The organism is Micromonospora sp. WMMD1120 (assembly GCF_029626235.1).
In the GTDB taxonomy this organism is placed as follows: Bacteria; Actinomycetota; Actinomycetes; order Mycobacteriales; family Micromonosporaceae; genus Micromonospora.
Genome location: NZ_JARUBO010000005.1, coordinates 6,996,077 through 7,018,055 on the forward strand (window position 1 = coordinate 6,996,077; position 21,979 = coordinate 7,018,055).

A 21,979-nucleotide genomic window follows, 5' to 3' on the forward strand; every position below is an offset into this window, starting at 1 on the left:
GGTGCCCCCACAGATCCCGCATCCCGACCCCGGCACTCCGGACGCCCGCGGCCCGATGCGCTACCTGTGGTGGCTGGTGCGCTGCCAACCCTGGCGGGTGCTGCGCGGTGGGCTGATCGGCACGGCCTGGATGATCGGGCTCTCGGCCCGGCCCTACCTGATCTCCCGCGCCGTCGACGACGGGCTGCGCGCACGCGATGCCCGCTCCCTGGCGTTCTGGGTGGTGGTGATCGTCGTCGGGGGCGTGGTGGAGTCCTACCTCGGCATCATGCGGCACCGCACGATGACCTTCATCCGGGAGGACGCGAAGGCCCGCTCGGCGGAGGTCCTGCTGCGCCACCTGTCCCGGGTCGGCGCGGTGCTGCCCCGACGGTCCGGCGCGGGCGAGGTGTCCACCGTCGGCGGCTCCGACATCGAGTGGACGGCGCAGGTGCTGACGCTGACCGGGCCGGGCGTCGGCGCGGTCGTGGCGTACGGGGTGATCGCCGTGGTGCTCTGGTCGGTCTCCCCGCTGCTCGCGCTCTGCGTGCTGGTGGGGGTGCCGGTGGTCGGGCTGGTGGTCGGGCCGCTGCTGCGCCGGCTGGAGCGGGCCGAGTCGGTCTACCGGGGGCAGCAGGGCGCGCTCACCGCCCGGTCCGGCGACATCGTGGCCGGCCTGCGCGTGCTCGCCGGGGTGGGTGGTCGGGACCTGTTCGCCCGGCGCTACGTGGCCAGGTCCCAGGAGCTGCGCGCCGAGGGCTACCGGGTCGGCGCGGTCAACAGTTGGATCGAGGCGGCGTCGATGGCCATCCCCGGGTTGTTCCTGGCGGCGGTGGTCTGGCTGACGGCCCGGATGGCGGTGAGCGGTGACGTCACGATCGGGGAGTTGGTCGCCGTCTACGGTTACGTGGCGACCCTGATCGTGCCGGTCTGGTTCCTGCTCGAAGGCAGTCACCAGCTCATCCGGGGCCGGGTCGCCGCGCGGCGGATCGCCGACCTGCTGAACGTGACCCCGGACGACGTCGGCGGGCCGGGCCGCCGGTGGCCGGACACCGCGCCCCGGGCGCGCCACGCGGGTGTTCCGGCCGCGCCCGCCGGCCCTGCCGACCTGCACGACCCGGTGACCGGCCTGACCGTACGCGCCGGCCGGCTGACCGGGGTGGCGGCGGACGACCCGGCGGCGGCCGTGGCCCTGGCCGACCGGCTCGGCAGGTACGTGGCCAGCGGGGTCACCTGGGGCGGTGTGCCGCTGACCGACGTCGCGCTGGACGAGGTGCGCGCCCGAATCCTCGTCGCCGACCACGACTCGTACCTCTTCGCCGGCACGCTGCGCGACATCCTGCGCGCCGGCGCCGACGACACCGACGAGCGGATCGGCGAAGCGGTGCGGACCGCCTCGGCCGAGGACGTCGTCGCCGCGATGCCGTCCGGTCTGGACACTCCGGTCGACGCACGCGCCCGTACCCTCTCCGGCGGCCAGCGGCAACGGATCCGCCTGGCCCGGGCGCTGCGCGGCGAGCCGGAGGTGCTGATCCTCGTCGACCCGACGTCGGCCGTCGACGCGCACACCGAGGCACGGATCGCCGAGCGGCTGCGAGCGTCCCGGGCCGGACGGACGACGGTGCTGATCGCCACGTCACCGCTGTTGCTCGGCCGGGCCGACCTGGTCGCGCACCTGGGCGGCGACCGGATCACCGCCACCGGCAGCCACGCCGACCTGCTCGAACGCGACCCGGACTACCGCCACCTGGTGGCCCGGGGCAGCGCGGACGCTGACCTGGAGGTGCAGCGGTGACGGCGCTGCCGGTGGCCGACCGCCGCACCGTACGGCGGGCGTTGCGGGACCTGATCAGCCGACACCGGCGCGCGGTCGCGGTCCTGCTGGCGTTGCACTGCGCCGCGGCGGTCGCCGGGCTCGCCCCGCCGTGGTTGCTGGGCACCATCGTCGACCGGGTCACCGCGGGCGCGGGCGTGGCCAGTGTGGACCGACTGGCGCTGGTCATCGCCGGCTGTGTCGTGGCCAGCGCGGTGCTCACCCGGTACGCCCAGTACGCCGGTCACCGCTTCGGCGAGCGCGCCATCGCCGAGCTGCGCGAGGAGTTCGTCGCCCGGACCCTCGGCCTGCCGGTCGCGGTCGTCGAGCGCGCCGGCGCCGGGGACCTGGCCACCCGCAGCTCGGTCGACGTCGCGACGGTCGGCACCACGGTCCGGGAGGTGGTGCCCACCATCGTCATCGCCTCGGTGCAGCTGACGTTGCTGTTCGGCGCGGTCTTCCTGCTGCACCCGCTGCTCGGGCTCGTCGCGCTGGCCGGGCTCCCGTCGATCGTGGCGGTGACCCGCTGGTACCTGCGCCGGGCCAGCCCCGCGTACCTCGCCGAGGGCGCGGCGGCGGCCGAGCTGACCGAGGCGCTCACCACCACCGCCGAGGGCGCCCGCACCGTGGAGGCGCTGCGGCTGGCCGACGACCGCGTCCGGCACGGCACCACCCGGGTCGCCGTGCTGTGGCGGGCCCGGCGGGCCACCCTCGCGCTGCGTACCGTGTTCTTCTCGGTCGTCGAGGCCAGCTACCCGATCCCGGTCGCCGCCGTGCTGCTGGTCGGGGGTTACCTGTTCAGCAGGGACATGGTGTCGCTCGGCACCGTGGTCGCCGCCGCGCTCTACCTGCAACAGGCGATCGAGCCGCTGGACCGGCTGTTGATCTGGACGGAGCAGGCGCAGCGCGGCTTCGCGTCGTACGCCCGGGTGCTCGGCGTCGGCCTGGTCCCGCCGGAGCCGCCCGGCAGGGCAGGATCGTCCCAGGGTGAGCGGCTCGTCGTCAGTGGCGCGCGCTTCTCCTACTCCGACGGGCCGGACGTGCTGCACGGCATCGACCTGGAGGTGCAGCCCGGCGAACGGCTGGCCATCGTCGGCCCGTCCGGGGCCGGCAAGTCCACCCTGGCCCGGCTGCTGGCCGGCATCGACGCGCCCCGGGAGGGCGTGGTGAGCATCGGGGGCTGCCCCGTCACCGACCTCGACCCGGCCGAGCGCCGCCGCCGGATCGCCCTGGTCACCCAGGAGCACCACGTCTTCATCGGGTCGGTGCGCGACAACCTCGCGTTCGCCGCGCCGGACGCCTCCGACGAGCAGATGCGCGCCGCCCTGGTCACCGTCGGCGCCGACTGGTACGAGGCGCTGCCCGACGGTATGGACACCCCGCTCGGCGACGGGGCACGTCAGCTCGGCGCGGCCGAGGCCCAGCAGCTCGCGCTGGCCCGGCTGGTGCTCGCCGACCCGCACACGCTGATCCTGGACGAGGCGACCGCGGCGCTCGACCCGACGACCGCCCGGCGGACCGAGCGCGCGCTGGCCGCCGTGCTGGTCGGGCGGACCGTCATCGCCATCGCGCACCGGCTCAACACCGCGCACGACGCCGACCGGGTCGCCGTGCTCGCCGACGGCCGGATCACCGAGATCGGCAGCCACGACGAGTTGGTCGCCGCCGGCGGGGCGTACGCCGCCCTGTGGCGGTCCTGGCACACCCCTACCGACGAGCATTGAGCGTCTGTTACTTCACCGCGCCGGAGGTGAGACCGGCCTGGATCTGCCGTTGGAACACGGCGTACACGAGGATCATCGGAAGGATCGCGATGGTCAGCGCGGCGAACAGCCCGGACCAGTCGGCCTCGTAGCCGGCGTTCACCGAGATGTCGGCGATGCCCTGGGTGAGCACCCACTTGTCCTTGGCGTTGGATAGCAGCACCAGGGGAAGCTGGTACTGACCCCACTGACCGATGATGTTGAAGATCGCCACGCTGATCAGGCCCGGCTTCGCCATCGGCATCATCACCTGGAAGAACAGCCGGGTGTGTGAGCAGCCGTCGATCATCCCCGCCTCGGCCACCGACGACGGCAACGTCTTGAAGAACGCGGCCAGGAAGAACACGGTGAACGGCAGGGAGTACGCGATGTAGACCAGGATCACGCCCTGGTAGGTGTCCAGCATGCCGAGGTTCTTCACCACGAAGAAGAGCGGCACCAGGGCCAGGAAGACCGGGAAGGCCAACCCGGAAACGAACAGGTAGTAGATCGCCCGGTTGCCCCAGAACTTGTACCGGGCCAGCACGTACGCGGCCATCGAGCCGAGCAGCATGGTGCCGAACGTGCTGCACGCCACCACGAACACGCTGTTGAGGAAGTACCTGCCGACGTTCGCCTTGGTCCAGGCCCGCCCGAAGTTCTCCCAGCGCAGCTCCGCCGGGAGAGTCCAGGGGCTGCTGAAGATCTCGCTCGTGTTCTTGAACGCGGCGAGGAAGGTCCAGAGGATCGGCACGATCACGATCACCGCCCACACGGCGAGCGCGACGTGCCCCAGGCCGGCGAAGAGCCGTACCTCCGAACGAGGGCCCCTGCTCCCCCGCCCGGCGGCGGCGGACGGGTCACCGGTCTTCGGCGGTAGCGCCGCCGGGGTCGGCGGCAGCGTCGACTGCGGATTCATCAGTACTCCACGCTTTCCCGCTTGGTGAGCCGCAGCGTCAGCGCCGCGAACGTGAGGGTGAGGAAGAACAGCGCCACGCCCATGGCGGAGGCGTAGCCGTACTTCGAGTAGACGAACGCGTTGCGGTAGATCTCCATCGCCAACACGGTGGTGGCGCCGTCCGGGCCGCCACCGTCCACCGAGAGCACCGCCACGATGGCGAACGCGTCGAACGCCGCGATGCCCAGGTAGACCCAGGCCACCTGGAGGGTGTCCCAGAGCAGCGGCAGGGTGACCCGGAAGAAGAGGGTCACCCTCGTCGCCCCGTCCATCTCGGCCGCCTCGTAGATCTCACCGGGAATGGATGCCATTCCGGCCGAGAAGAGCACCACGTAGAAGCCGACCGCCTGCCAGACCAGCACCGCGATGATCGACCAGAGCGCCAGGTTCGGCTGGACCAGGAACAGAATCGGTTCCAGGCCGAACTTCATCAACACGCCGTTGATCAGGCCGGACTCGTTGGGCCGGTACACCGTCTGGAACAGCACCGCGATGATGGCCACCGCGAGGACCTGGGGGAAGAAGAACACCACCCGGTAGAACTTCGCCCCCCAGACCCCCCGGCGTTGACCACCGCTGCTCCGGCCCCCCACGTTGAGCAGGAAGGCGAAGAACAGCGCGATGGCGATGGTGATCAGCGGCAGGGCAAGCAGCAGTACGCCGTGGTGCTGGACCGCCTTCCAGAAGGCCCCGTCGTCGAGCAGCCTCCGGTAGTTGTCGAAGCCCACCCACTGCGGGGCGGAAAGCCCCCGCCAGTTGGTCATCGAGATCTGGAACGCCTGCGCGTACGGCGCGATCACGAATGTCACGTACAGCGCGACCGGGGCGATCAGGAACCCGATCACGAATGGATACTTGCCGTGCCGCATGACCCTAGCTCCGATCGATCAGCGCTTGAACTTGGTGACGGAGCTGTCCTTCTTGATGGCGTCGGCGCGCTTCTGGATCCGCTCCACGAACGCGTCGGCGTTGATCCGGCCGAACATCAGCTCGTTGGTGGCGGTCCGCGCCTCCGTGTCGAGCTCCTTGTACCAGCCGTCGAAGTACAGGTTGAACACGTCCTGACCGGCCGCCTTGAGGGCGGCCTGCGAGCTGGCCACACCGGGCGGGAAGGCGAAGCCCTCCGAACCGGCGGTGACCACGGTCGGGGCCTTGACCACCTCGGTGAAGCCCTTCGCGCCCGCCTTCGACAGCATCTGGCGCATGTACTCCAGGCCGCCCTTGGGGTTCTTGCTCTTGGCCGAGACGAAGTAACCCTCACCGGCGGTGGCGCGCAGCGCGGTGGCCGGCAGCTTGTCCGAGGCGGACAGGCTCGGCACCGGCATGAGCTGGTAGTCGAAGCCGGCCGGGGTGTCCTTCTTCTGCTCGCCCTCCAGCCAGTCACCGCTGGGGTACAGGGCGACCTTGTACTGGTTCTGCCGCAGCTGCACGTCGGTGTGCTTGAGGCCCTCGAAGCTCTTGTCGCTGAACTTCGCCCCGACCTCTGCCCACGCCGCGGCGGCCTGCTTGACGGCGTCCTGCTTCCAGGCGCCGTCCTCCAGGTTGTCGATGTTCTTCAGCACGTCCGTGCCACCGATCTTGGCGGCGTGCGTGAGGATCACGTTCCACTGGTAGTAGGCCGCGTTCGCACCGGCGTAGCCGTACGGGGTGATGCCCTTGGCCTTGATGTCCGTGAGCAGCTTGATGAAGTCGTCCCAGTTCTTCGCCGGGGCCCAACCGTTGTCCTTGAACAGCTTGCCCGAGTACCAGATGCCGAAGACGGTGGAGACGTAGTACAGGACGTACGGCTTGCCGTTGAACGAGCCGGCCTCGATGGTGCCGGGCACCACGGTGTCGCGCACCTTCTTGGCCGGGTCGTCGACGGACGGGGCGTCCCACAGCTCGGTGAGGTCCTGGAGCTGGCCGTCGGCGACGAGCGCGCCGAAGTCCATCAGCTTCTCGCCCGAGTTGTTCACGAACTCCGGCGGGTTGCCGGAGGCGAACCGCGGCTGGAGCACCGTGGAGACCGCCTGGGTGGACTGGTGCTTGATCTCCGCCTTCGGGAACGCCGTCTTGTACAGCGGCTCGTGCACGTCGGTGGCGTACTTCTCGCCGTAGCCACCGTTGAAGATGACCACCTCGATCGGGGCGTCCTCCTTGACACCCAGCGGGTTCTTCTCGCTCTTGGTGCCGCCGGCGACCTGCTCGTTCTCCTTGTCGCCGCCGCTGGTGGCGCAGGCGCCGAGCAGACCGATGGCCGGAGTGGCGAGCACGCCCACGGCGGCGGCACGACGCAGCACCGTGCGACGGTCGAGTGCGACCGGGTGTTCGGGGGTAATCGACATCGTCGTCTCTCCTTGGGAAGTTCGGGTCATGCGGTACGACGGAGACGCCCGGCGTACCGCGACTCGAGGGCGATGTTGTGCTCGTCCCCGCCGGGGACGTTGGCGGAGAGGTAGATAGGGGGTACCTCCCCGGCCTGGTGGAACCGTCGTACGACCTCCGCCGTCAACAACTGCGCCAGCAGCGCCGTGGTGACCGAGGAGACCGCACAGACCGCGCCGCCGCCCTCGAGCGGCAGCAGTGCGTCGCCGTACGGCGCGCCGTTGTCCAGCACGACGTCGGCGAGGTCGGCGAGCCGGTGCCCGGACGGGTGCCGTGGCGCCACCCGTGCGGTGTGCTCGACCGAGGTGACCGCGATCAACGGGTGACCGCGCTCGGTGACCAGCGCCGCCAGCTCGACCACCGAGCCGTTGATGCCGGACTGGGACGCCACCACGAACACGTCGCGCGGCTGCGGCGCCGCGAGCGCGTAGATCTGGTGGGCGATGGAGGGATCACGTTCCAGCTTGGGGTCGGCGAGCACGTCGCGCGGGGCGTCGCCGTGCACGACCAGGTCCCGTACCGAGAGCCTGTTGGTGGGGACCAACCCGCCGGCCCGGGCGACCAGCTCCGCGGCGAACGCCTCCGAGTGCCCGGCGCCGAACGCCTGGAGCACGCCGCCCGCGCGCAGGCTGTCGGCGATCAGGTCGGCGGCCCGGGTGATCCCGTCGGCCTCGGTGTCGAGCAGCCGGTCGAGCACCGGCCGGACGGCGTCCGCGTACCCCTGGGCGCTGATCATGAGACGACCCCTTTCGCGGCCTTGTGCCCGTCGACGGCCTGGGCGGTGCGCCGGAAGGCCGCGTGGGCGCGGTCGTGGGTACGCTGCGCGACCGCGATGTAGAGCAGGTCGAGGACCACCAGCTGCGGGTGTCGGGCGGAGAGCGCGTCCGGCCGGAAGGTGGTCGCCTGGCTGGCCGTGAGCAGCACGATGTCGGCCAGCTCGGCAAGCGGTGAGCGGGGGAACCCGGTGAGCGCGACGGTGGTGGCGCCCCGGCTGCCGGCCTCGGCGAGCATCTCGATCGTCTCCCGGGTCTGCCCGGTGTGCGAGATGCCGAGCGCCACGTCCCCCGCCCGCAGCAGAGCGGCGCTGGCCAGCCCCTCGTGCACGTCGTTCCACGCCCAGGCGGCCACCCCGATGCGGTGCAGGCTGAACTGCATCTCCTCGCCGACCAGCGCGCTGCCGCTGGCCCCGAAGATGTTGACCCGGTTGGCGCCGGCGATCGCCATCGCGGCCCGCTCCACCTCGACGAGGTCCAGCAGGGTGGCGGTGTCGTGCATGGCCCGGGTGTCGGCGGCCATGATCTGGTCGAGCACCCGGGCGAGCGGGTCGCTGGGCTGGATCTCCCGTCCGATGTCGACGGTCCAGCCGGCCGAGCGCGCCCGGCCGGTCTCGGCGGCGATGCCCAGCCGCAGGTCGGCGTACCCCTCGAAGCCCATCGCCCGGCAGAAGCGGGTGATGGTCGCCGGCGAGGTGCCGCTGCGCTCGGCCAGCTCGACTATCGTCGAGCGGGCCGCGGCCTCCGGGTCGCTCAGCACGTGGTCGGCGACCCGGCGCAGGGCTCCGGTCAGCTCGCCCAGCCCGTTGCGGACCCGGGCCAGCACCCCGTCGGAGGCAGCATGCCGGCGGTCGATCGCGTGGGCGTCGACCACCGCGGTCCCCGCGGCGGCGTCCACCTCGTGATCAACCATCAGTCGCCACACCTTTCCGAAAAGCTTGTTAACTGTTAGTGGTAAAAGTTCTTACTGAACGACCCTCCGTGTCAAGACTGTGGGCGAAGTTTTCAAACTGTTACCTGGCGCACAGCCCGGCGAAGCCCTCGGATCTTGCCCTTTGCCCCCGCGCCGACCAGCATGAACAGTCCCTACGACCCGCCCAGCGCAAGGAGAACCGTGCCGATGCCCGACACCCTCGTGGTCGGTCTCGACGTCGGAGGAACGTCCACCCGGGCGAGCGTGCTGACCCTCGACGGCCACCGCGTCGGCACCGGCCGCGCCGGTGGCGGCAACCCCACCAGTCATGGCGCGGAGCGCGCCGCCGCCGAGCTGCTGACCGCGCTCCGCGCGGCGCTCACCGACCTGGACCCGACCCGGGTGGCCGCCGGCACCATCGGACTGGCCGGCGCCGCCCGGCTGCTCGCCGACCCGCAGGGGCGGGTCGCCTTCGACAGGGCCTGGCACGACGCCGGCCTGCGCTGCCCGTACACGGTCCACGGCGACGCCCTGGTCGCATACGCCTCCGGCACCGCCGCCCCGGACGGGACCATCCTCATCGCCGGCACCGGGGCGATCACCGCACAGGTCCACGACCTGCGACTGGACCGGATCGCCGACGGCCACGGTTGGCTCCTCGGGGACGCCGGCTCCGGCTTCTGGCTCGGCCGGGAAGCGGTACGCCGACTCCTCGCCGACCTGGACGCGGGCCGTGGGCTCGGAGCGCTCGCCACGACGGTGCTCACCGAACTGCTCGGCAGCGCCGAGATCGCCCCCCGCGCCCGCGACACCGTCGACGCCACCATCCAGGCGGTGACCCGCCGACCGCCCGTCGACCTGGCCCGCCTCGCGCCACTCGTCGTCGACGCCGCCGAACGCGGCGACGAGGTCGCCACCGCGCTGATCAGCCAGGCCGCCGCCCACCTGAGCACGAGCGTGAGCCGCATCCGTCCCGCCGGCGCGGTGACGCCTCTCGTGCTGGGCGGCGGGTTGCTCACCGCGGACACCCCACTGGCCGCCGCCGTCCGCGTCGAGATCGCCCGGCACTGGCCGGACGCGCCCCTGCGCACCGCCGGCGACGGCGCGGCGGCGGCCGCCTGGCTCGCCGCCCGCGAGCTGCCCGAGACGACCGACCCGGCCGCCCTGCACGCCCGCCTCTTCCCCGTGGGCTGACCACCCCGCCGCGGCCCGTCGCCGCCCGGCCCGTCACGGGCGGGCCGGGCCGGGGCAGTGCAGGCCGATCCGAGCCGAGCACGCTCGTGCCGAGCCGATCATGATCGTGCTCGATCCAGGATGTAGTGGCCTCCTGGCGTGAAGAGGGGACTGTATCCAGGATCGAGCACGATCAAGGGCCCGCCGCACCGCTTCGACGCGCCGCGACCCGGCCCAGGACCCGCCGGGCGGGTCCTGGGAGCGGGCCATGGGCAGGCGGGATGTTCTACTTGAGCTGGCCGGCGGTGAGGCCGGTCTGCACCTGGCGCTGAAAGGCCACGTAGACCGCCAGCACCGGAAGCACAGCGATGCTCAGCCCGGCGAAGAGGCGGGCGTAGTCACCGGCGTACCCCTGGCTGACGGACAGCGCGAACAGCCCCTGCGCGAGCATCCACCTGGAGTCGTCACCCTGCATCAGCACCTGGGGCAGCAGGAACTGGTTCCAGTGGCTGAGGAAATTGAAGATCGCGACACTGATCAATCCCGGACGCGCCATCGGCAGCATCACCCGGAAGAAGAGCCGGAAGTGGCCGCAGCCGTCGACCAGCGCCGCCTCCGCCACCGACGTCGGCAGGGTCCGGAAGAACGCGGTCAGGAAGAACACGGTGAAGGGCAGCGAGTAGGCCGCGTACACCAGGATCAGCCCGAGCCAACTGTTGAAGAGGCCGGCGTTGCGGACCACGAAGAAGAGCGGCACCAGGGCGAGGAACACCGGGAACATCAGGCCGCCGACGAACAGGTAGTAGACGACCTGGCGGCCCCGGAACTCGTACCGGGCGAAGACGTACGCGGCGGTGGCGCCCATCAGCATGGTGAGGCTGACCGAGCCGGCCACCACCACCAGGCTGTTGAGGAAGTACCTGCCGATGCGCGCTCCGGTCCAGGCCCGCGCCCAGTTGTCCAGGTGCAGGGCGCCGGGCAGACCCCAGGGGTCGGCGAGGATCTCGCCGTTGCTCTTGAACGAGCTGATGAACATCCACAGCAGCGGCAGAACGGTGAGTAGGCCCCACAGGATGAGGAAACCGTGCGACAGCGTGTTGGCCACACCGAGTTCCCGCCGCACCGGGCGGTCCCGACCGGTGGTCGACGGCGGCTCGGCAACGGGTCGGGTGGACTGATCCAAAGTGGTCACGAGTACTCGATCCGTTCGCGCCGGCCGACCCGCAGCGACAGCACCGCCACCGAGAGGGTCAGGAAGAACATCACCACGCCGATCGCCGAGGCGTAGCCGAACTTGGTCTCGCTGCCGAAGGCGGTGTCGTACATGCGGACGCCGATCACGTCGGTGGAGAAGTTCGGCCCTCCGTTGGTCATCAACTGGACGAGGATGAACCCGTCCAGAGCGAAGATGGCCAGGTAGACCCAGGCGACCTGGACGGTGTCCCAGAGCAGCGGCAGGGTGACCCGGCGCAGGGTGGTGAACCGGGACGCGCCGTCGAGCAGCACCGCCTCGTAGATCTCCTTCGGCACCGCCGACATCGCCGCGCCGAACAACACCACGTAGAAGCCGACGTTGCTCCAGACCATCACCGCCAGCACACACCAGAACGCGGTCGCCGGGTCGCCGAGCCAGGTGGGCGCGGGCAGACCGACGGCGTGTACGGCGCTGGTGAGCAGCCCCTGATTGGGGTGGTACACCTCCTTCCACAGCAGCGCGATGATCACCACCGACAGCACCTGCGGGAAGAAGTAGACGGTCCGGTAGAGCGCGCCGCCGCGTACCCCGGTCACACCGGCGCGGCCCTTGCGCCCACCCATGGCGAGCATCGTGGCGAAGAAGAGCCCGAGCACGATGGTGAGCACCGGCACCAGTGCCAGCAGGATGGCGTTGTTCTTGAGCGCGTTCCACACGTAGTCGTCGTGCCAGAGGGTCCGGAAGTTCTCCAGGCCGACCGGGTTGGCGTCCGCCGAGTAGCCGAGCCAGTCGGTGGTGGAGATCTGGAAAGCCTGGAGGTACGGCGAGACGACGAAGAAGACGTACAGGAGCACCGGCGGCACCAGGAACGTGCCGATCAGCGGCCACTTGCCATGTTTCACGGGGGGAGGACCTCTTCCGTTGGGGTACGGCCGGCGGGGGCGGCACCGCTCCCCCACCGGCCGGGCGGGTCAGGCCGCTCGCTTGTACTTCTTGATCGAGTTGTCCTGGGCGATCGAGTCGGCGCCCTTCTGGCACTGCTCCAGGAACTCCGCCGGGCCGATCCGGCCGCTGAAGAACTCGCCGCACGCGGCGTCGACGAGGTTGCGCTCCAGCTTGCGGTAGAAGTTGTTGTAGACCCAGTTGAAGCCGTTGGCCCCGGACGCGTCGAGGGCCTTGACCACGGTGCTCAGCCCGTACGGCAGTTCGACGCCCTCGGTGGCGCCGGCGACCACGGTGAGGCTGGCGACCTTCCTGGTGAAGTCCTGGGCGCCCCGCTTGGAGAGCATGGTCCGGAAGTACTCCAGTCCGCCGGCGACGTTACTGGCCTTGGCCGGCACCATGAACGGCTCGCCCGCCGTGCCCCGGATCGCCTCGAACGGCAGTTTGTCGCCGCTGCCCAGGCTGGGCGTCGGTTGGATGGTCATGTTGAACCCGGCCGGGGTGACGTCCTTCTGCTCGCTCTCCAACCAGGAGCCGCAGGAGATGAACGCGGCCTTGCCCTGGCACCACGCGGTCTGCGACTGCTTGTGGTCGAGGCCGGGCGAGCCCTCCAGGATGTACTTGTCCTTCACGATCTGGTGCCAGGCGTCGGCGGCGGTCCGCATCGAGTCGGACTTCCAGGCGTTCGGCTCCAGGTTGTCGATGGCGGTGGCCACCGAGGGGCCGCCCAACTTGATCGCGGTGGCGATCAGGGGCCAGCTCATGTAGCGGGGGTGCAGACCGGCGTACGTCCACGGGGCGATGCCGGCGGCCTTGATCTGCTTGCAGAGCGCGATGTGGTCGTCCCAGGTCTTGGCGTACTCCCAGGAGCGGTCGGCGAAGAGCTTGCTGGAGTGCCAGATGCCGTAGGCGGTGTAGGTGTAGTTCAGCACCAGGAACCGGCCGTCGTACGAGCCGACCTCGACCGCGCCGGGCAGCAGCGTGTCCCGGACCGTCTTGCCCGGCACGTCGAGGCTCGGGGCGGCGAGCAGTTCGCCGAGGTCGGCGATGGCGTTCTGACTGACCAGGCCGTTGAAGTCGATCTGGCTGGCGCCGGAGTTGTTGACCACGTCGGGCGGGGTGCCGTCGACGAAGCGCGGCTGGAGGGTCTTGCTGATCTCCTGCGTCGCGGTGTGCTTGATCTTCGCCTTCGGGTACTTCTCGGTGTACATGGCCTCGTGGGCCTTGGCGTACTCCTCACCGAAGCCGCCACCGAAGATCACCACCTCGAGCGGGGCGTCCTCCTGCACGCCGAGCGGGTTCTGCTCGCTCTTGGTGCCCTTGTAGGTCTTGGCGTCGCTCTTGTCGCCACCACCGCCGGTGGCGCAGCCGGCCAGCAGACCGGCGGCGGGGGTGGCCAGCAGGCCGGCGGCGGCGCCGCGCCGCAGGATGTCACGCCTGTTCATGGGGGTCTCCTCGGGTCGGGGTCGGATGGATCGCCGCTAGCAGGGGATGGCGTCCAGCACGCGAGGCACGGTGATTCTCTTCAGTTCATGCTCTGTTGCTGAAGAATTTCTACGACAGCCAGGCCCGGACTTCAAGCCCCGAAGCCCGAACCGTTATCACCACCAGCCCCCCACCCCGACCCCCGCCCGGCCCCACCCCACCCCACCCCACCCCGTTGATCATGAAGTTATGACCAGGACACGCCGATTCGAGTGCCAATAACTTCATGATCAACGGGGCGACGGGGACGGTGGGGCCGGTGGGGACGGGGGTTCGGGTGGGGGTGGGGGTTTGGGGTGCGGCAGGTGGAGGGCGGCGGCGACCGCCGCGAAGGCCATCCAGCCGGCGACCAACGCCACGACCGGGGAGACGTTCTGAAGATAGTGGTACGCGGTGAGGAAGCCGACCAGCGCGAGGCTGTTGCGGGCGAAGTGTCTGCTGAATTCGGGCAGGTGACGGCGGGCCTCGATGGCGACCAGCACCCCCGAGTACGGGAACGTCACCACCATGCCGCGCAGCACGGTGCCGAGCAGCCCGGTGAGGACGGCCCCGACGAAGATCACCACCAGCTTGAGCAGCGCCGGCAAACTCCCCGGGCGATCCTCGGTCGCGCCGTCGACGACGGCAGCCGGAGCCGGAGCGGCAGCCGAAACGCCAGCAGCAGCCGAAACACCAGCGGCAGCCGAAACACCAGCAGCAGCCGTAGCCGCAGCGGCGGCCGGACCCGCGGCGGCGCGACGGCGCAGCACCAGCGCCGCCGTCAGCCAGAGCACGACAGTGGACGTGAGGGCCGCTTCGAACGGGATGGGGACGGCCAACAGGCCGGCGCTGAGCGCCACGTAGCCGGCGATCCCGGCGGCGTCGGCGAGCAGGATCGGCCAGCGCAGCCGGCGGTACGTGAACGCCACGGTGACGAAGAAGAGGTTGAGGCCGAGCACGCCGAGCACCTGCGCGCCCTGCACCGGGTGGCCGCTGCTGACCAGGGCGAGCGTCATCGGCAGCGGCAGGCTGTAGACGAGAGCGCGGAGCCGGACGGAGCGGATCACGCTGACCACCCACACCAGGGCCGTGACCAGCAGGACCCCGCTCCACGTCATGGCTCACCGTCCCCACCCCGACGGGGCCGTCAGTCCTTGAAGGTCGCGGCGGTCGCACAGAGGTCGAAGACGCGGGTGAGCCGGGCGACGTCGGCGCTGTTCACCGAGAACTGGTTCTCGGCGATCTCACCGTGCGCCGTCATGCGCGCCTCCCAACAGCTCGACCCGTCCCAGAGCGTCAGGTTGACGTGCAGCTCAGGGCTGACCACACCCAGGGGCAGGAGGCCGACCCGTACGCCGGCGGCGCGCTGCTGCTCCACCAGGGCGGACAACTCGTCGGTGAGCGTGACGTAGACGAAGATCCGGGTGATCTGGACGCCCCGCCGCAGGGCCTCCAGGTTGGCCTCCCAGTAGCGCCGACCGATCTCACCGCGCCACCAGCTCAGCTCCCCGCTCACCCGGGGCAGCACGTTGGTCAGGGCGTCCAGTCGGTGCGCGCAGGTGCGGGTGGCCCCGACCAGGTCCTCGTCGTCGTCGCCCCGGCGGATGATCCGGCCGTCCGCCAACTGCTCGGCCTCCAGCCGGAACTGCTCGTAGCGCCGCTGCGCCTCCGCCGCGACCCGGGTGCCGGCGTGCTGCTCGGCCGCCTCCCGGATGGCGCCGGCCAGCTCGGTGGTGGTGCGCACGAGCCACTGCGGACCGTCCAACAGGGTACGCAGGTGAAACCGGCGCTCCGCGCGGGCCAGCGAGTCCACCAGCAGCGAGATGGTGATGCCCATCAGGCCGGCCAGCAGCGACTCCACCCCGGAGGCGGCGTTGCTGAGATCCAACGCGATGCTGAGACCGATCGACAGCATGATGCCGACCAGCGCCACCGGGTCGGCGTGCGCCGCCAGCCGGAGAACGCCCCTGGCGGAGGTGCCGCCTCGCGCCCGCGGACGGGCCGCGTCACGGGTCATCCGAACCCCCAATCAGCCGCTGCCACCAGCGTAAATACCGGATACAACCGCCCGTGGCGGCGCACCGGTAGCATCCCGCAGATGCAGAGAGCGGAGACGGTCCCGTCGGGCGACACGGCCGCCGAGCGGATCACGCGGGACGTCCGGTCCTGGGTCTGCTCCACCCCGCTACGCGGCCTGGTGAGTCACTTCGGCGGTGACTGGCCGGCCGGTGACCTCGGCGAGGTGCTGCGGTTCCTGGACGACTTCTCCGCCCGCCACTGGGACTTCCGGGGTGGGCGGGAGCGGCCGGACGCCCGGGAGCCGGACCTCGACCCGACCACCGCCGCGCTGGTCCTCGACACTGCCGCCGCGCTCGGTCTGATCCAGCCGGTGCCGCCGGCCCGCCCGGCGTACGCCCATCTGGTGGTGCTGGGCGGCCTGGCGCACGCGTGCGTGCGTCGCGTCGGGTACGCCGCGCGCCTGCTGCGCACGGGCCTGGCGGTACGGGGTGAGGTCGCCGTGTTGGGCAGCTTCCGGCCGCTGTCGGACTGGGAACGGCGGACCCTGGCCGACGCGGGCCTGCCCGCCGACGCCACCGAGGTCGACGTGCTGGACAGCGCCGTGCGGCGGGTGTTCGAGGTGTGCGCGCCGGCCGAGCAGGCCGGCGTGGACGCCGGCCACCCACACCACTCCTGGTCGTCGCGGACCTACCGGCCGGCGGGCCTGCCACCGGTACGGGTGCTGGCCGCGCCGTCCAGCGAGCCGGACCGGCGGCGGGCGCACACCGCCGACACCCAACGTTTCTGGGCCGGGCACGTGCGGCTCGCCCCGGGCGACGAGGTGCTGACCGTCACCGCGCCGATCTACGTGCCGTTTCAGCACTGCGACGCGCTGCGCACCCTGGCTCTGCCCTACGGCTGCGACATCGACACGGTCGGTGTCGACCCGGCGGTGGCCGACCTGGCGGGCCTCCCCGAGCAGACGCTCACCCCGGGCCGCTACCTCCAGGAGATCCGCTCGGCGATCCGCTCCATGCGCGCCCTGCACGCCGGGCTCCCCGCACGCTGACCGGAACGCCGGGCGGCAGCTCGTGCTCAGAGCAGCGCCGGGCGGCATCCGGGCCGGCGGCGACGCCGGGCGTCAGCCGGCGGTGTCCGCGACGGCCTGGGCGAAGACCTCGGAGCGGTGCTCGTAGTTGCGGAACCGGCCGTAACTGGGCGCGGCGGGCGACAGCAGCACCACCCCGCCGGCCGGGGTCACCTCCCGGGACAGCCGTACCGCGTCGACCAGGTCGTCGACCACCTCGGTACGCACCTTGGGCAGGCCGGCGAGCGCCTCGACGATGCGCGCCCCGCTGTCCGGGATGCCGATCACCGTCAACTCCCGCTCGGCCAGGTGCTCGGCCAGCGGCGTGTAGTCCAGACCCCGGTCGTTGCCCCCGACGATCACCGTCAACGGCCGCCCGTCGTACGCGTCGATCGCGTGCATGGCCGCGTACGGGCTGGTGGCCAGGGTGTCGTCGACGAACGTCAACCCGGACGGGTCGGTGATCTCGGTGAGCCGGTGTGCCAGCCCCTGGAACTCGGCGACCGCGACGGCGAGGTGGTCCTTGCCGGCCACCACGTCGACCCCGAGCGCGTCGAGCACGGCGAGCGCGACGCAGAGGTTGCCCTCGTTGTGCCGGCCGACCAGCGGCAGCACGGCGCGTGGGAAGAGCGGCTGGGCACCGTTGTGGAACCACTGGGTGCCGTCGGGCCCGGTGGCGACGTGGACGGTGTCCGGGCGGCCGGCCCGTACCGCGGGCAGCTCCCCCAGCTCGGCGGCGAGCCGCGGGTCGGCGCCGTTGACCACGATCGTCTGCGGGTCGTGGGCGAGCAGGTTCAACTTGTCCCGGTAGTACTCCCGCTCCCCACCGTGCGCGTCCAGGTGCTCGGGGAAGAGCGCGGTGACCACCGCCACCCGGGGCGAGTCGGTCAGATCGCTGCACTGGTAGCTGGACAGCTCCAGCACGTACAGCTCAGCGTCGGGCAGGTCCAGGGTCGGCACCCCGATGTTGCCGCCGAAGACGTTCGGTCGGCCCATCGCGGTGAGCAGGTGGCTGATCAGGCTGGAGGTGGTGCTCTTTCCCTTGCTGCCGGTGACGCCGACGGTGCGCGCGGCGTGGTCGGCCATCCACAACGCGGTGCCCTGGGTCACCATCACCCCGCGCCGGCGGAGTTCGACGAGCCACGGGTGGGTCTGGGGCACCCCCGGGGAGCGCACCACCACGTCGGCGGCGGCCAGCCTCTCGAAGCCCGCCTCGCCGGTGACCAGCGGCGCGGCCTCCGCCAGCGGGCCCTCCCAGGGCAGCGACAGGAAGTTCGCGCTGTCGTCGACGGCGACCAGCTCGGCCGGGCCGTGCGCGGCGATCGCGGTCACCGCGGCCCGGCCCTCCCGACCGGCGCCCCAGACGGCAACGGTACGTCCGCGCAGGTCAGACAGGCGCACTGGGCTCTCCTCGGGGGTCACGGCGACAGTAGGGCGGGCCCGGTCCGGACACGGCCGGACGAACCAGGGCCTAGTATGGCGTGTGCCCAACGAGCAGCTCCGGCGGATGGACGCCTTCACCTTCCCGTCCTACTCGATCGACTTCGCCACCGGCGAGGTGTTGTTCGACTACGCGCTGACCGGCCCGGCCGGCGAGCAGCGATTCACCGAGGTGATCACGCTGCCGCTGCCGGCGGAGCCGCCCTCGGACGAGACGGTGGCCACCCTCAACCGGGTGCTGGAGGTGCTGCACCTCGTCGCCGGGGTCAGTTACTACAAGGCCGCCGCGCCTCCCCGGCTGGTGCTGCCGGCGCCGCTGGGCGCGGCCACCGTCGACTACGTCACGGCCGTCTACACCAAGGGCCTCGCCGAGTACGCATACCGCAACCAACTGCCGCACGTGCTCGAGCTGCGCCCGGAGGTGCCGGCCGGCACCCCGGAGACACCCCGGGTGTACGACGACTCCGACCGTCGCCCGCTCTCGGCCGTCGGCGGCGGCAAGGACTCGATCGTCAGCCTGGAGGCGCTGCGTCGCGCCGGGTTCGACCCGGTGCCATTCTCGGTCAACCCGAACCACGTGATCGTCTCGGTCAACGAGGCGTCCGGGCTGGTCCCGTTGGCCGCCCGGCGACGCCTCGACCCGGTGCTGTTCGACCTGAACGCCGACGGCGCGCTGAACGGGCACATCCCGGTCACCGCCATCAACTCGCTGATCGCGGTGGCCACCGCCGTGCTGCACGGGCTGGGCCCGGTGGTGATGTCCAACGAGCGCTCCGCATCCGATCCGAACCTGGTGTGGAACGGTCACGAGATCAACCACCAGTGGTCGAAGGGCGTCGAGGCGGAGGGGCTGCTGCGGGCGTCGCTGGCTGAGCACGCCGGCCTGACCGAACCGTACTTCTCGCTGCTGCGCTCGCTCTCCGAGCTGCACATCGCCCGGCTGTTCGCCGAGTTCACCCGCTACGACGGCGTGGTGACCAGCTGCAACGCGGCGTTCAAGCTGCGCGACGCGAGCGAGCGCTGGTGCCGGGACTGCCCCAAGTGCCGGTTCGTCTTCCTGGCCATGGCGCCGTTCATGCCGCGGGAACGGGTGGTCGGCATCTTCGGCGGCGACCTGCTCGCCGACGAGTCGCAGATCCCGGGCTACCGCGAGCTGCTGGGCGTGGACGGGCACAAGCCGTTCGAGTGCGTGGGCGAGGTCGAGGAGTCGGTGGTCGCCCTCGGCCTGCTCGCCGAGCAGGACCAGTGGCGCGACGCCCCGGTGGTCCGCGCCCTGGTCGACGCCGTCCCGGCGACAGCCTGGTCCGCGGTGGCGACAACCGACGTCTTCACCCCCGGCGGCCCCAACCACATCCCCCCCACCTACGCCAAAGCCCTAACCGCCCTAACCTGACCCCGCCCCGCCCCCTGCCCCCCTGCCCCCCTGCCCCCCGCCCCGCCCGCCCCCGCCCCCGCCCCGCCCCGCCCCGCCCGGTTGATCATGAAGTTATGGCCAGGACACGCCGGGTGGTTTCTAGGCTTCAGTGCAACTGATCTTGGTTGGGCTGGGGGTGCTGGTGGCGAGGCCGGGTGTGGTGACGTTTGGGCATCGGCAGGTGTTGGAGCATCTGTGGGGGGCAGGGCGGACGATTTCGCAGATCGCGGGTGTGCTCGGGGTGTCGGTGAGCACGGTCTCGCGGGAGGTGGGCCGGTATCACAGTGCCCGGCATGGGACGAAGAACCCGTTGGGGCGGTCGTTGCCGTCGGGGCGGGCTCGGGCGCCGTATCGGTGGGGGTATCAGGCGCAGTGGGCGCAGCGGCGTGCTGACGCGGCGCGGCGTCGGCCGAAGGCGACGAAGTTGGGGGCCGGGACGCGGCTGCGGCAGGTGGTGCGGGGCAGACTGGCGCGTAGGTGGTCTCCGACGCAGATCGCCGCGTGGCTGCGGGCCATGTTCGCTGACCGGCCGGAGTTGCAGGTGTCTCACGAGACGATCTACCAGGCGATCTACGTTCAGTCGCGGGGCAGCCTGCGGGAGGAGTTGACTCGGCAGGTCGCTCTGCGCTCGGGACGCGCCGACCGGCGTGCCCAGTCGCGGCTGGCGGCAGCGGATCGGGGCCGCCGCCCCTGGATCGGGGACCTGCACATCAGTAACCGGCCCGCCGAGGCCACCGACCGGGCCGTGCCGGGTCACTGGGAAGGTGATCTGGTCATCGGCAAGGGCGGCCGCTCGGCGATCGTGACACTGGTCGAACGCGCCACCCGCTACGTGATGCTCGGCGCGCTGCCGCACGGGCGTGACACCGAAGCCGTCATCGGCGTGCTCACCGACCTCACCGCCCGACTACCGACGCACCTACGCCGCTCACTGACCTGGGACCAAGGCAGCGAGATGGCCGCCCACGCGGTCTTCACCGTCGCCACCGGCTGCCCGGTCTACTTCTGCGACCCCCACAGCCCCTGGCAACGCGGCAGCAACGAGAACACCAACGGCCTGCTACGCCAGTACTTCCCCAAAGGCAGCTACGACTTCCGCAGCATCAACCAGAGCGGCCTCGACGAGATCGCCCACGAACTGAACACCCGCCCCCGCCAAACACTCGACTGGGCAACCCCAGCCGAACGCCTAGACCACCTCATCGCCGCCTAACGATTGCACTCACCCCTTGACCCCAAGCCGACACAAGTGGCCATAACTTCATGATCAACGGGGACGGGAGTGTGGGTCTAAGGGTGTTTCCGGCCTGACCTGCCGGGCGTTGTGCCTGGTGAGGAGGGTGCCGTGATGACCGCGACGCTGAACGAGCAGACCGGACGCAGGAAGCGGCCCGAGCCGTCGGCGGAGGCGAAAGCCGCCGCCGAGCTGGTTCGGGCCGCAAAGGAGCAAGGGCTGTCGTTGACCGGCCCGGACGGGCTGCTCAAGCAGTTGACCAAGACGGTCCTGGAGACTGCGCTGAACGAGGAGATGACCGAGCACCTCGGCTACGAGAAACACGACCAGGCCGGGGCGGGGTCGGGCAACATCCGTAACGGAACCCGGTCGAAGACCGTGTTGACCGAGGCCAACGGTCCGGTGCAGATCGACGTGCCGCGGGACCGGGCTGGCACGTTCGAGCCGCAGATCGTGCGCAAGCGGCAGCGCCGCCTGTCCGGGGTCGACGAGGTCGTGTTGTCGCTGTATGCCAAAGGGCTCACGACCGGGGAGATCTCGGCGCACTTCGCCGAGATCTACGGGGCTTCGGTGTCGAAGGAGACGATTTCGCGGATCACCGACAAGGTGATCGAGGAGATGACCGACTGGTCCCACCGGCCCTTGGACGAGATCTACGCGGCGGTGTTCATCGACGCGATCGTGGTCAAGGTCCGCGATGGGCAGGTCGCCAACCGGCCGTTCTACGCCGCGATCGGGGTCACCCTCGACGGTGATAAGGACATCCTCGGGCTGTGGGCCGGCGCCGGCGGTGAGGGCGCGAAGTTCTGGATGAGTGTGTTGACCGACCTGCGCAACCGGGGCGTCAAGGACGTGTTCTTCCTGGTCTGCGACGGCCTCAAAGGGCTGCCGGAGGTGGTCACGAACGTGTGGCCCCGAACGGTGGTGCAGACCTGCATCATCCATCTGATCCGCAACACGTTCCGGCTCACGTCCCGCCGCTACTGGGATGAGCTCAAGCGGGACATCAAGCCGATCTATACCGCCGTGAACGCTGACGCGGCCAAGGCCGCGTTCGACGACCTCGCGGAGAAGTGGGGCGGCCGGTATCCGGCGGTGATTCGGCTCTGGGACAACGCCTGGGCCGAGTTCATTCCGTTCCTCGACTACGACCTGGAGATCCGCAAGGTCATCTGCTCCACGAACGCGATCGAGTCGCTCAACGCCCGCTACCGGCGGGCCGTGAAGGCCCGTGGCCACTTCCCCAACGAACAGGCCGCGTTGAAGTGTCTGTACCTGGTGACCCGATCCCTGGACCCCACCGGAGCAGGCAGAACCCGATGGACGATGCGCTGGAAACCCGCGTTGAACGCCTTCGCCATCACCTTCAGCGACCGCTTCCCAGCCGCTGAAACCTACTAACCAAGATCGCCGGAAACACCGTTAGCGAGACAGCCCCACGGGGACGGGCGGGGAGGGGGCGGGGAGGGGGCAGGGGGGCGGGGAGGGGG

18 protein-coding genes are annotated in these 21,979 nt (G+C 70.9%); 7 read left to right on the forward strand and 11 right to left on the reverse strand.

Features of this window, described 5'->3' with window-relative positions:
- Nucleotides 1–55: 55 nt before the first annotated feature.
- Together O7634_RS31230 and O7634_RS31235 are read left to right on the forward strand one after the other, a co-directional pair.
- Complete coding sequence (locus tag O7634_RS31230) at nt 56–1,774, forward strand: ABC transporter ATP-binding protein (RefSeq protein ID WP_278154127.1); 1,719 nt, start codon at nt 56–58, stop codon at nt 1,772–1,774.
- Entirely contained in the window at nt 1,771–3,516 is a 1,746-nt protein-coding gene (locus O7634_RS31235; protein ID WP_278153721.1) for an ABC transporter ATP-binding protein, read from the forward strand. The genes O7634_RS31230 and O7634_RS31235 overlap by 4 nt, the downstream gene beginning before the upstream one ends.
- A gap of 7 nt (nt 3,517–3,523) precedes the next feature.
- Here O7634_RS31235 and O7634_RS31240 read toward each other — a convergent pair whose 3' ends face one another.
- The 5 genes from O7634_RS31240 to O7634_RS31260 are packed head-to-tail and all read right to left on the reverse strand — an operon-like array spanning nt 3,524 to nt 8,542.
- Nucleotides 3,524–4,453 carry a carbohydrate ABC transporter permease gene (locus O7634_RS31240; protein WP_278153722.1) on the reverse strand — a complete coding sequence of 310 codons (930 nt, stop codon included), beginning with the start codon at nt 4,451–4,453 and terminating at the stop codon, nt 3,524–3,526.
- Nucleotides 4,453–5,361: a sugar ABC transporter permease gene (locus O7634_RS31245; protein ID WP_278153723.1), complete on the reverse strand. Its 909-nt coding sequence runs from the start codon at nt 5,359–5,361 to the stop codon at nt 4,453–4,455. Before O7634_RS31245 ends, O7634_RS31240 begins: the two co-directional genes overlap by 1 nt.
- 18 nt (nt 5,362–5,379) lie before the next feature.
- Nucleotides 5,380–6,816 (reverse strand): N-acetylglucosamine/diacetylchitobiose ABC transporter substrate-binding protein, encoded by a 1,437-nt coding sequence (gene ngcE / locus O7634_RS31250; RefSeq protein WP_278153724.1) that lies wholly within the window; start codon nt 6,814–6,816, stop codon nt 5,380–5,382.
- A gap of 26 nt (nt 6,817–6,842) precedes the next feature.
- Entirely contained in the window at nt 6,843–7,592 is a 750-nt protein-coding gene (locus O7634_RS31255) for an SIS domain-containing protein (protein WP_278153725.1), read from the reverse strand.
- Complete coding sequence (locus tag O7634_RS31260) at nt 7,589–8,542, reverse strand: MurR/RpiR family transcriptional regulator (RefSeq protein ID WP_278153726.1); 954 nt, start codon at nt 8,540–8,542, stop codon at nt 7,589–7,591. The genes O7634_RS31255 and O7634_RS31260 overlap by 4 nt, the downstream gene beginning before the upstream one ends.
- Before the next feature lie 207 nt (nt 8,543–8,749).
- On the opposite strand from O7634_RS31260, the gene O7634_RS31265 reads away from it, so the two are divergent.
- The gene (locus tag O7634_RS31265; protein ID WP_278153727.1) at nt 8,750–9,736 is read left to right on the forward strand and encodes a BadF/BadG/BcrA/BcrD ATPase family protein; all 987 of its coding nucleotides are present in this window, start codon (nt 8,750–8,752) and stop codon (nt 9,734–9,736) included.
- A 265-nt stretch (nt 9,737–10,001) separates the two neighbouring features.
- Here O7634_RS31265 and O7634_RS31270 read toward each other — a convergent pair whose 3' ends face one another.
- From O7634_RS31270 to O7634_RS31290, 5 genes are all read right to left on the reverse strand, one after another.
- On the reverse strand, nt 10,002–10,907 hold the full coding sequence (locus O7634_RS31270; protein ID WP_278153728.1) for a carbohydrate ABC transporter permease: 906 nt from the start codon (nt 10,905–10,907) through the stop codon (nt 10,002–10,004).
- Entirely contained in the window at nt 10,904–11,812 is a 909-nt protein-coding gene (locus O7634_RS31275; RefSeq protein ID WP_278153729.1) for a sugar ABC transporter permease, read from the reverse strand. Before O7634_RS31275 ends, O7634_RS31270 begins: the two co-directional genes overlap by 4 nt.
- A gap of 69 nt (nt 11,813–11,881) precedes the next feature.
- A complete protein-coding gene (gene ngcE, locus O7634_RS31280; protein WP_278153730.1) occupies nt 11,882–13,297 on the reverse strand; it encodes an N-acetylglucosamine/diacetylchitobiose ABC transporter substrate-binding protein in 1,416 nt (471 codons plus the stop codon).
- 270 nt (nt 13,298–13,567) lie between these two features.
- Entirely contained in the window at nt 13,568–14,434 is an 867-nt protein-coding gene (locus O7634_RS31285) for a hypothetical protein (RefSeq protein WP_278153731.1), read from the reverse strand.
- Between the two features lie 29 nt (nt 14,435–14,463).
- A complete protein-coding gene (locus O7634_RS31290; RefSeq protein WP_278153732.1) occupies nt 14,464–15,333 on the reverse strand; it encodes a hypothetical protein in 870 nt (289 codons plus the stop codon).
- An 81-nt stretch (nt 15,334–15,414) separates the two neighbouring features.
- Between O7634_RS31290 and O7634_RS31295 the strand changes: the two genes are divergently transcribed.
- Complete coding sequence (locus tag O7634_RS31295) at nt 15,415–16,383, forward strand: hypothetical protein (RefSeq protein ID WP_278153733.1); 969 nt, start codon at nt 15,415–15,417, stop codon at nt 16,381–16,383.
- A 72-nt stretch (nt 16,384–16,455) separates the two neighbouring features.
- On the opposite strand, the gene murD is transcribed toward O7634_RS31295, so the two are convergent.
- Nucleotides 16,456–17,802, reverse strand: coding sequence for a UDP-N-acetylmuramoyl-L-alanine--D-glutamate ligase (gene murD, locus O7634_RS31300; protein ID WP_278153734.1), 1,347 nt, complete (start codon nt 17,800–17,802; stop codon nt 16,456–16,458).
- An 82-nt stretch (nt 17,803–17,884) separates the two neighbouring features.
- On the opposite strand from murD, the gene O7634_RS31305 reads away from it, so the two are divergent.
- The 3 genes from O7634_RS31305 (at nt 17,885) to O7634_RS31315 (ending at nt 21,890) form a co-directional block, all read left to right on the forward strand.
- On the forward strand, nt 17,885–19,234 hold the full coding sequence (locus O7634_RS31305; protein ID WP_278153735.1) for a hypothetical protein: 1,350 nt from the start codon (nt 17,885–17,887) through the stop codon (nt 19,232–19,234).
- 268 nt (nt 19,235–19,502) lie between these two features.
- Nucleotides 19,503–20,468: an IS30 family transposase gene (locus O7634_RS31310; protein WP_347404235.1), complete on the forward strand. Its 966-nt coding sequence runs from the start codon at nt 19,503–19,505 to the stop codon at nt 20,466–20,468.
- A gap of 135 nt (nt 20,469–20,603) precedes the next feature.
- Nucleotides 20,604–21,890, forward strand: coding sequence for an IS256 family transposase (locus O7634_RS31315; RefSeq protein WP_278148195.1), 1,287 nt, complete (start codon nt 20,604–20,606; stop codon nt 21,888–21,890).
- The last annotated feature ends 89 nt before the right edge of the window (nt 21,891–21,979 follow it).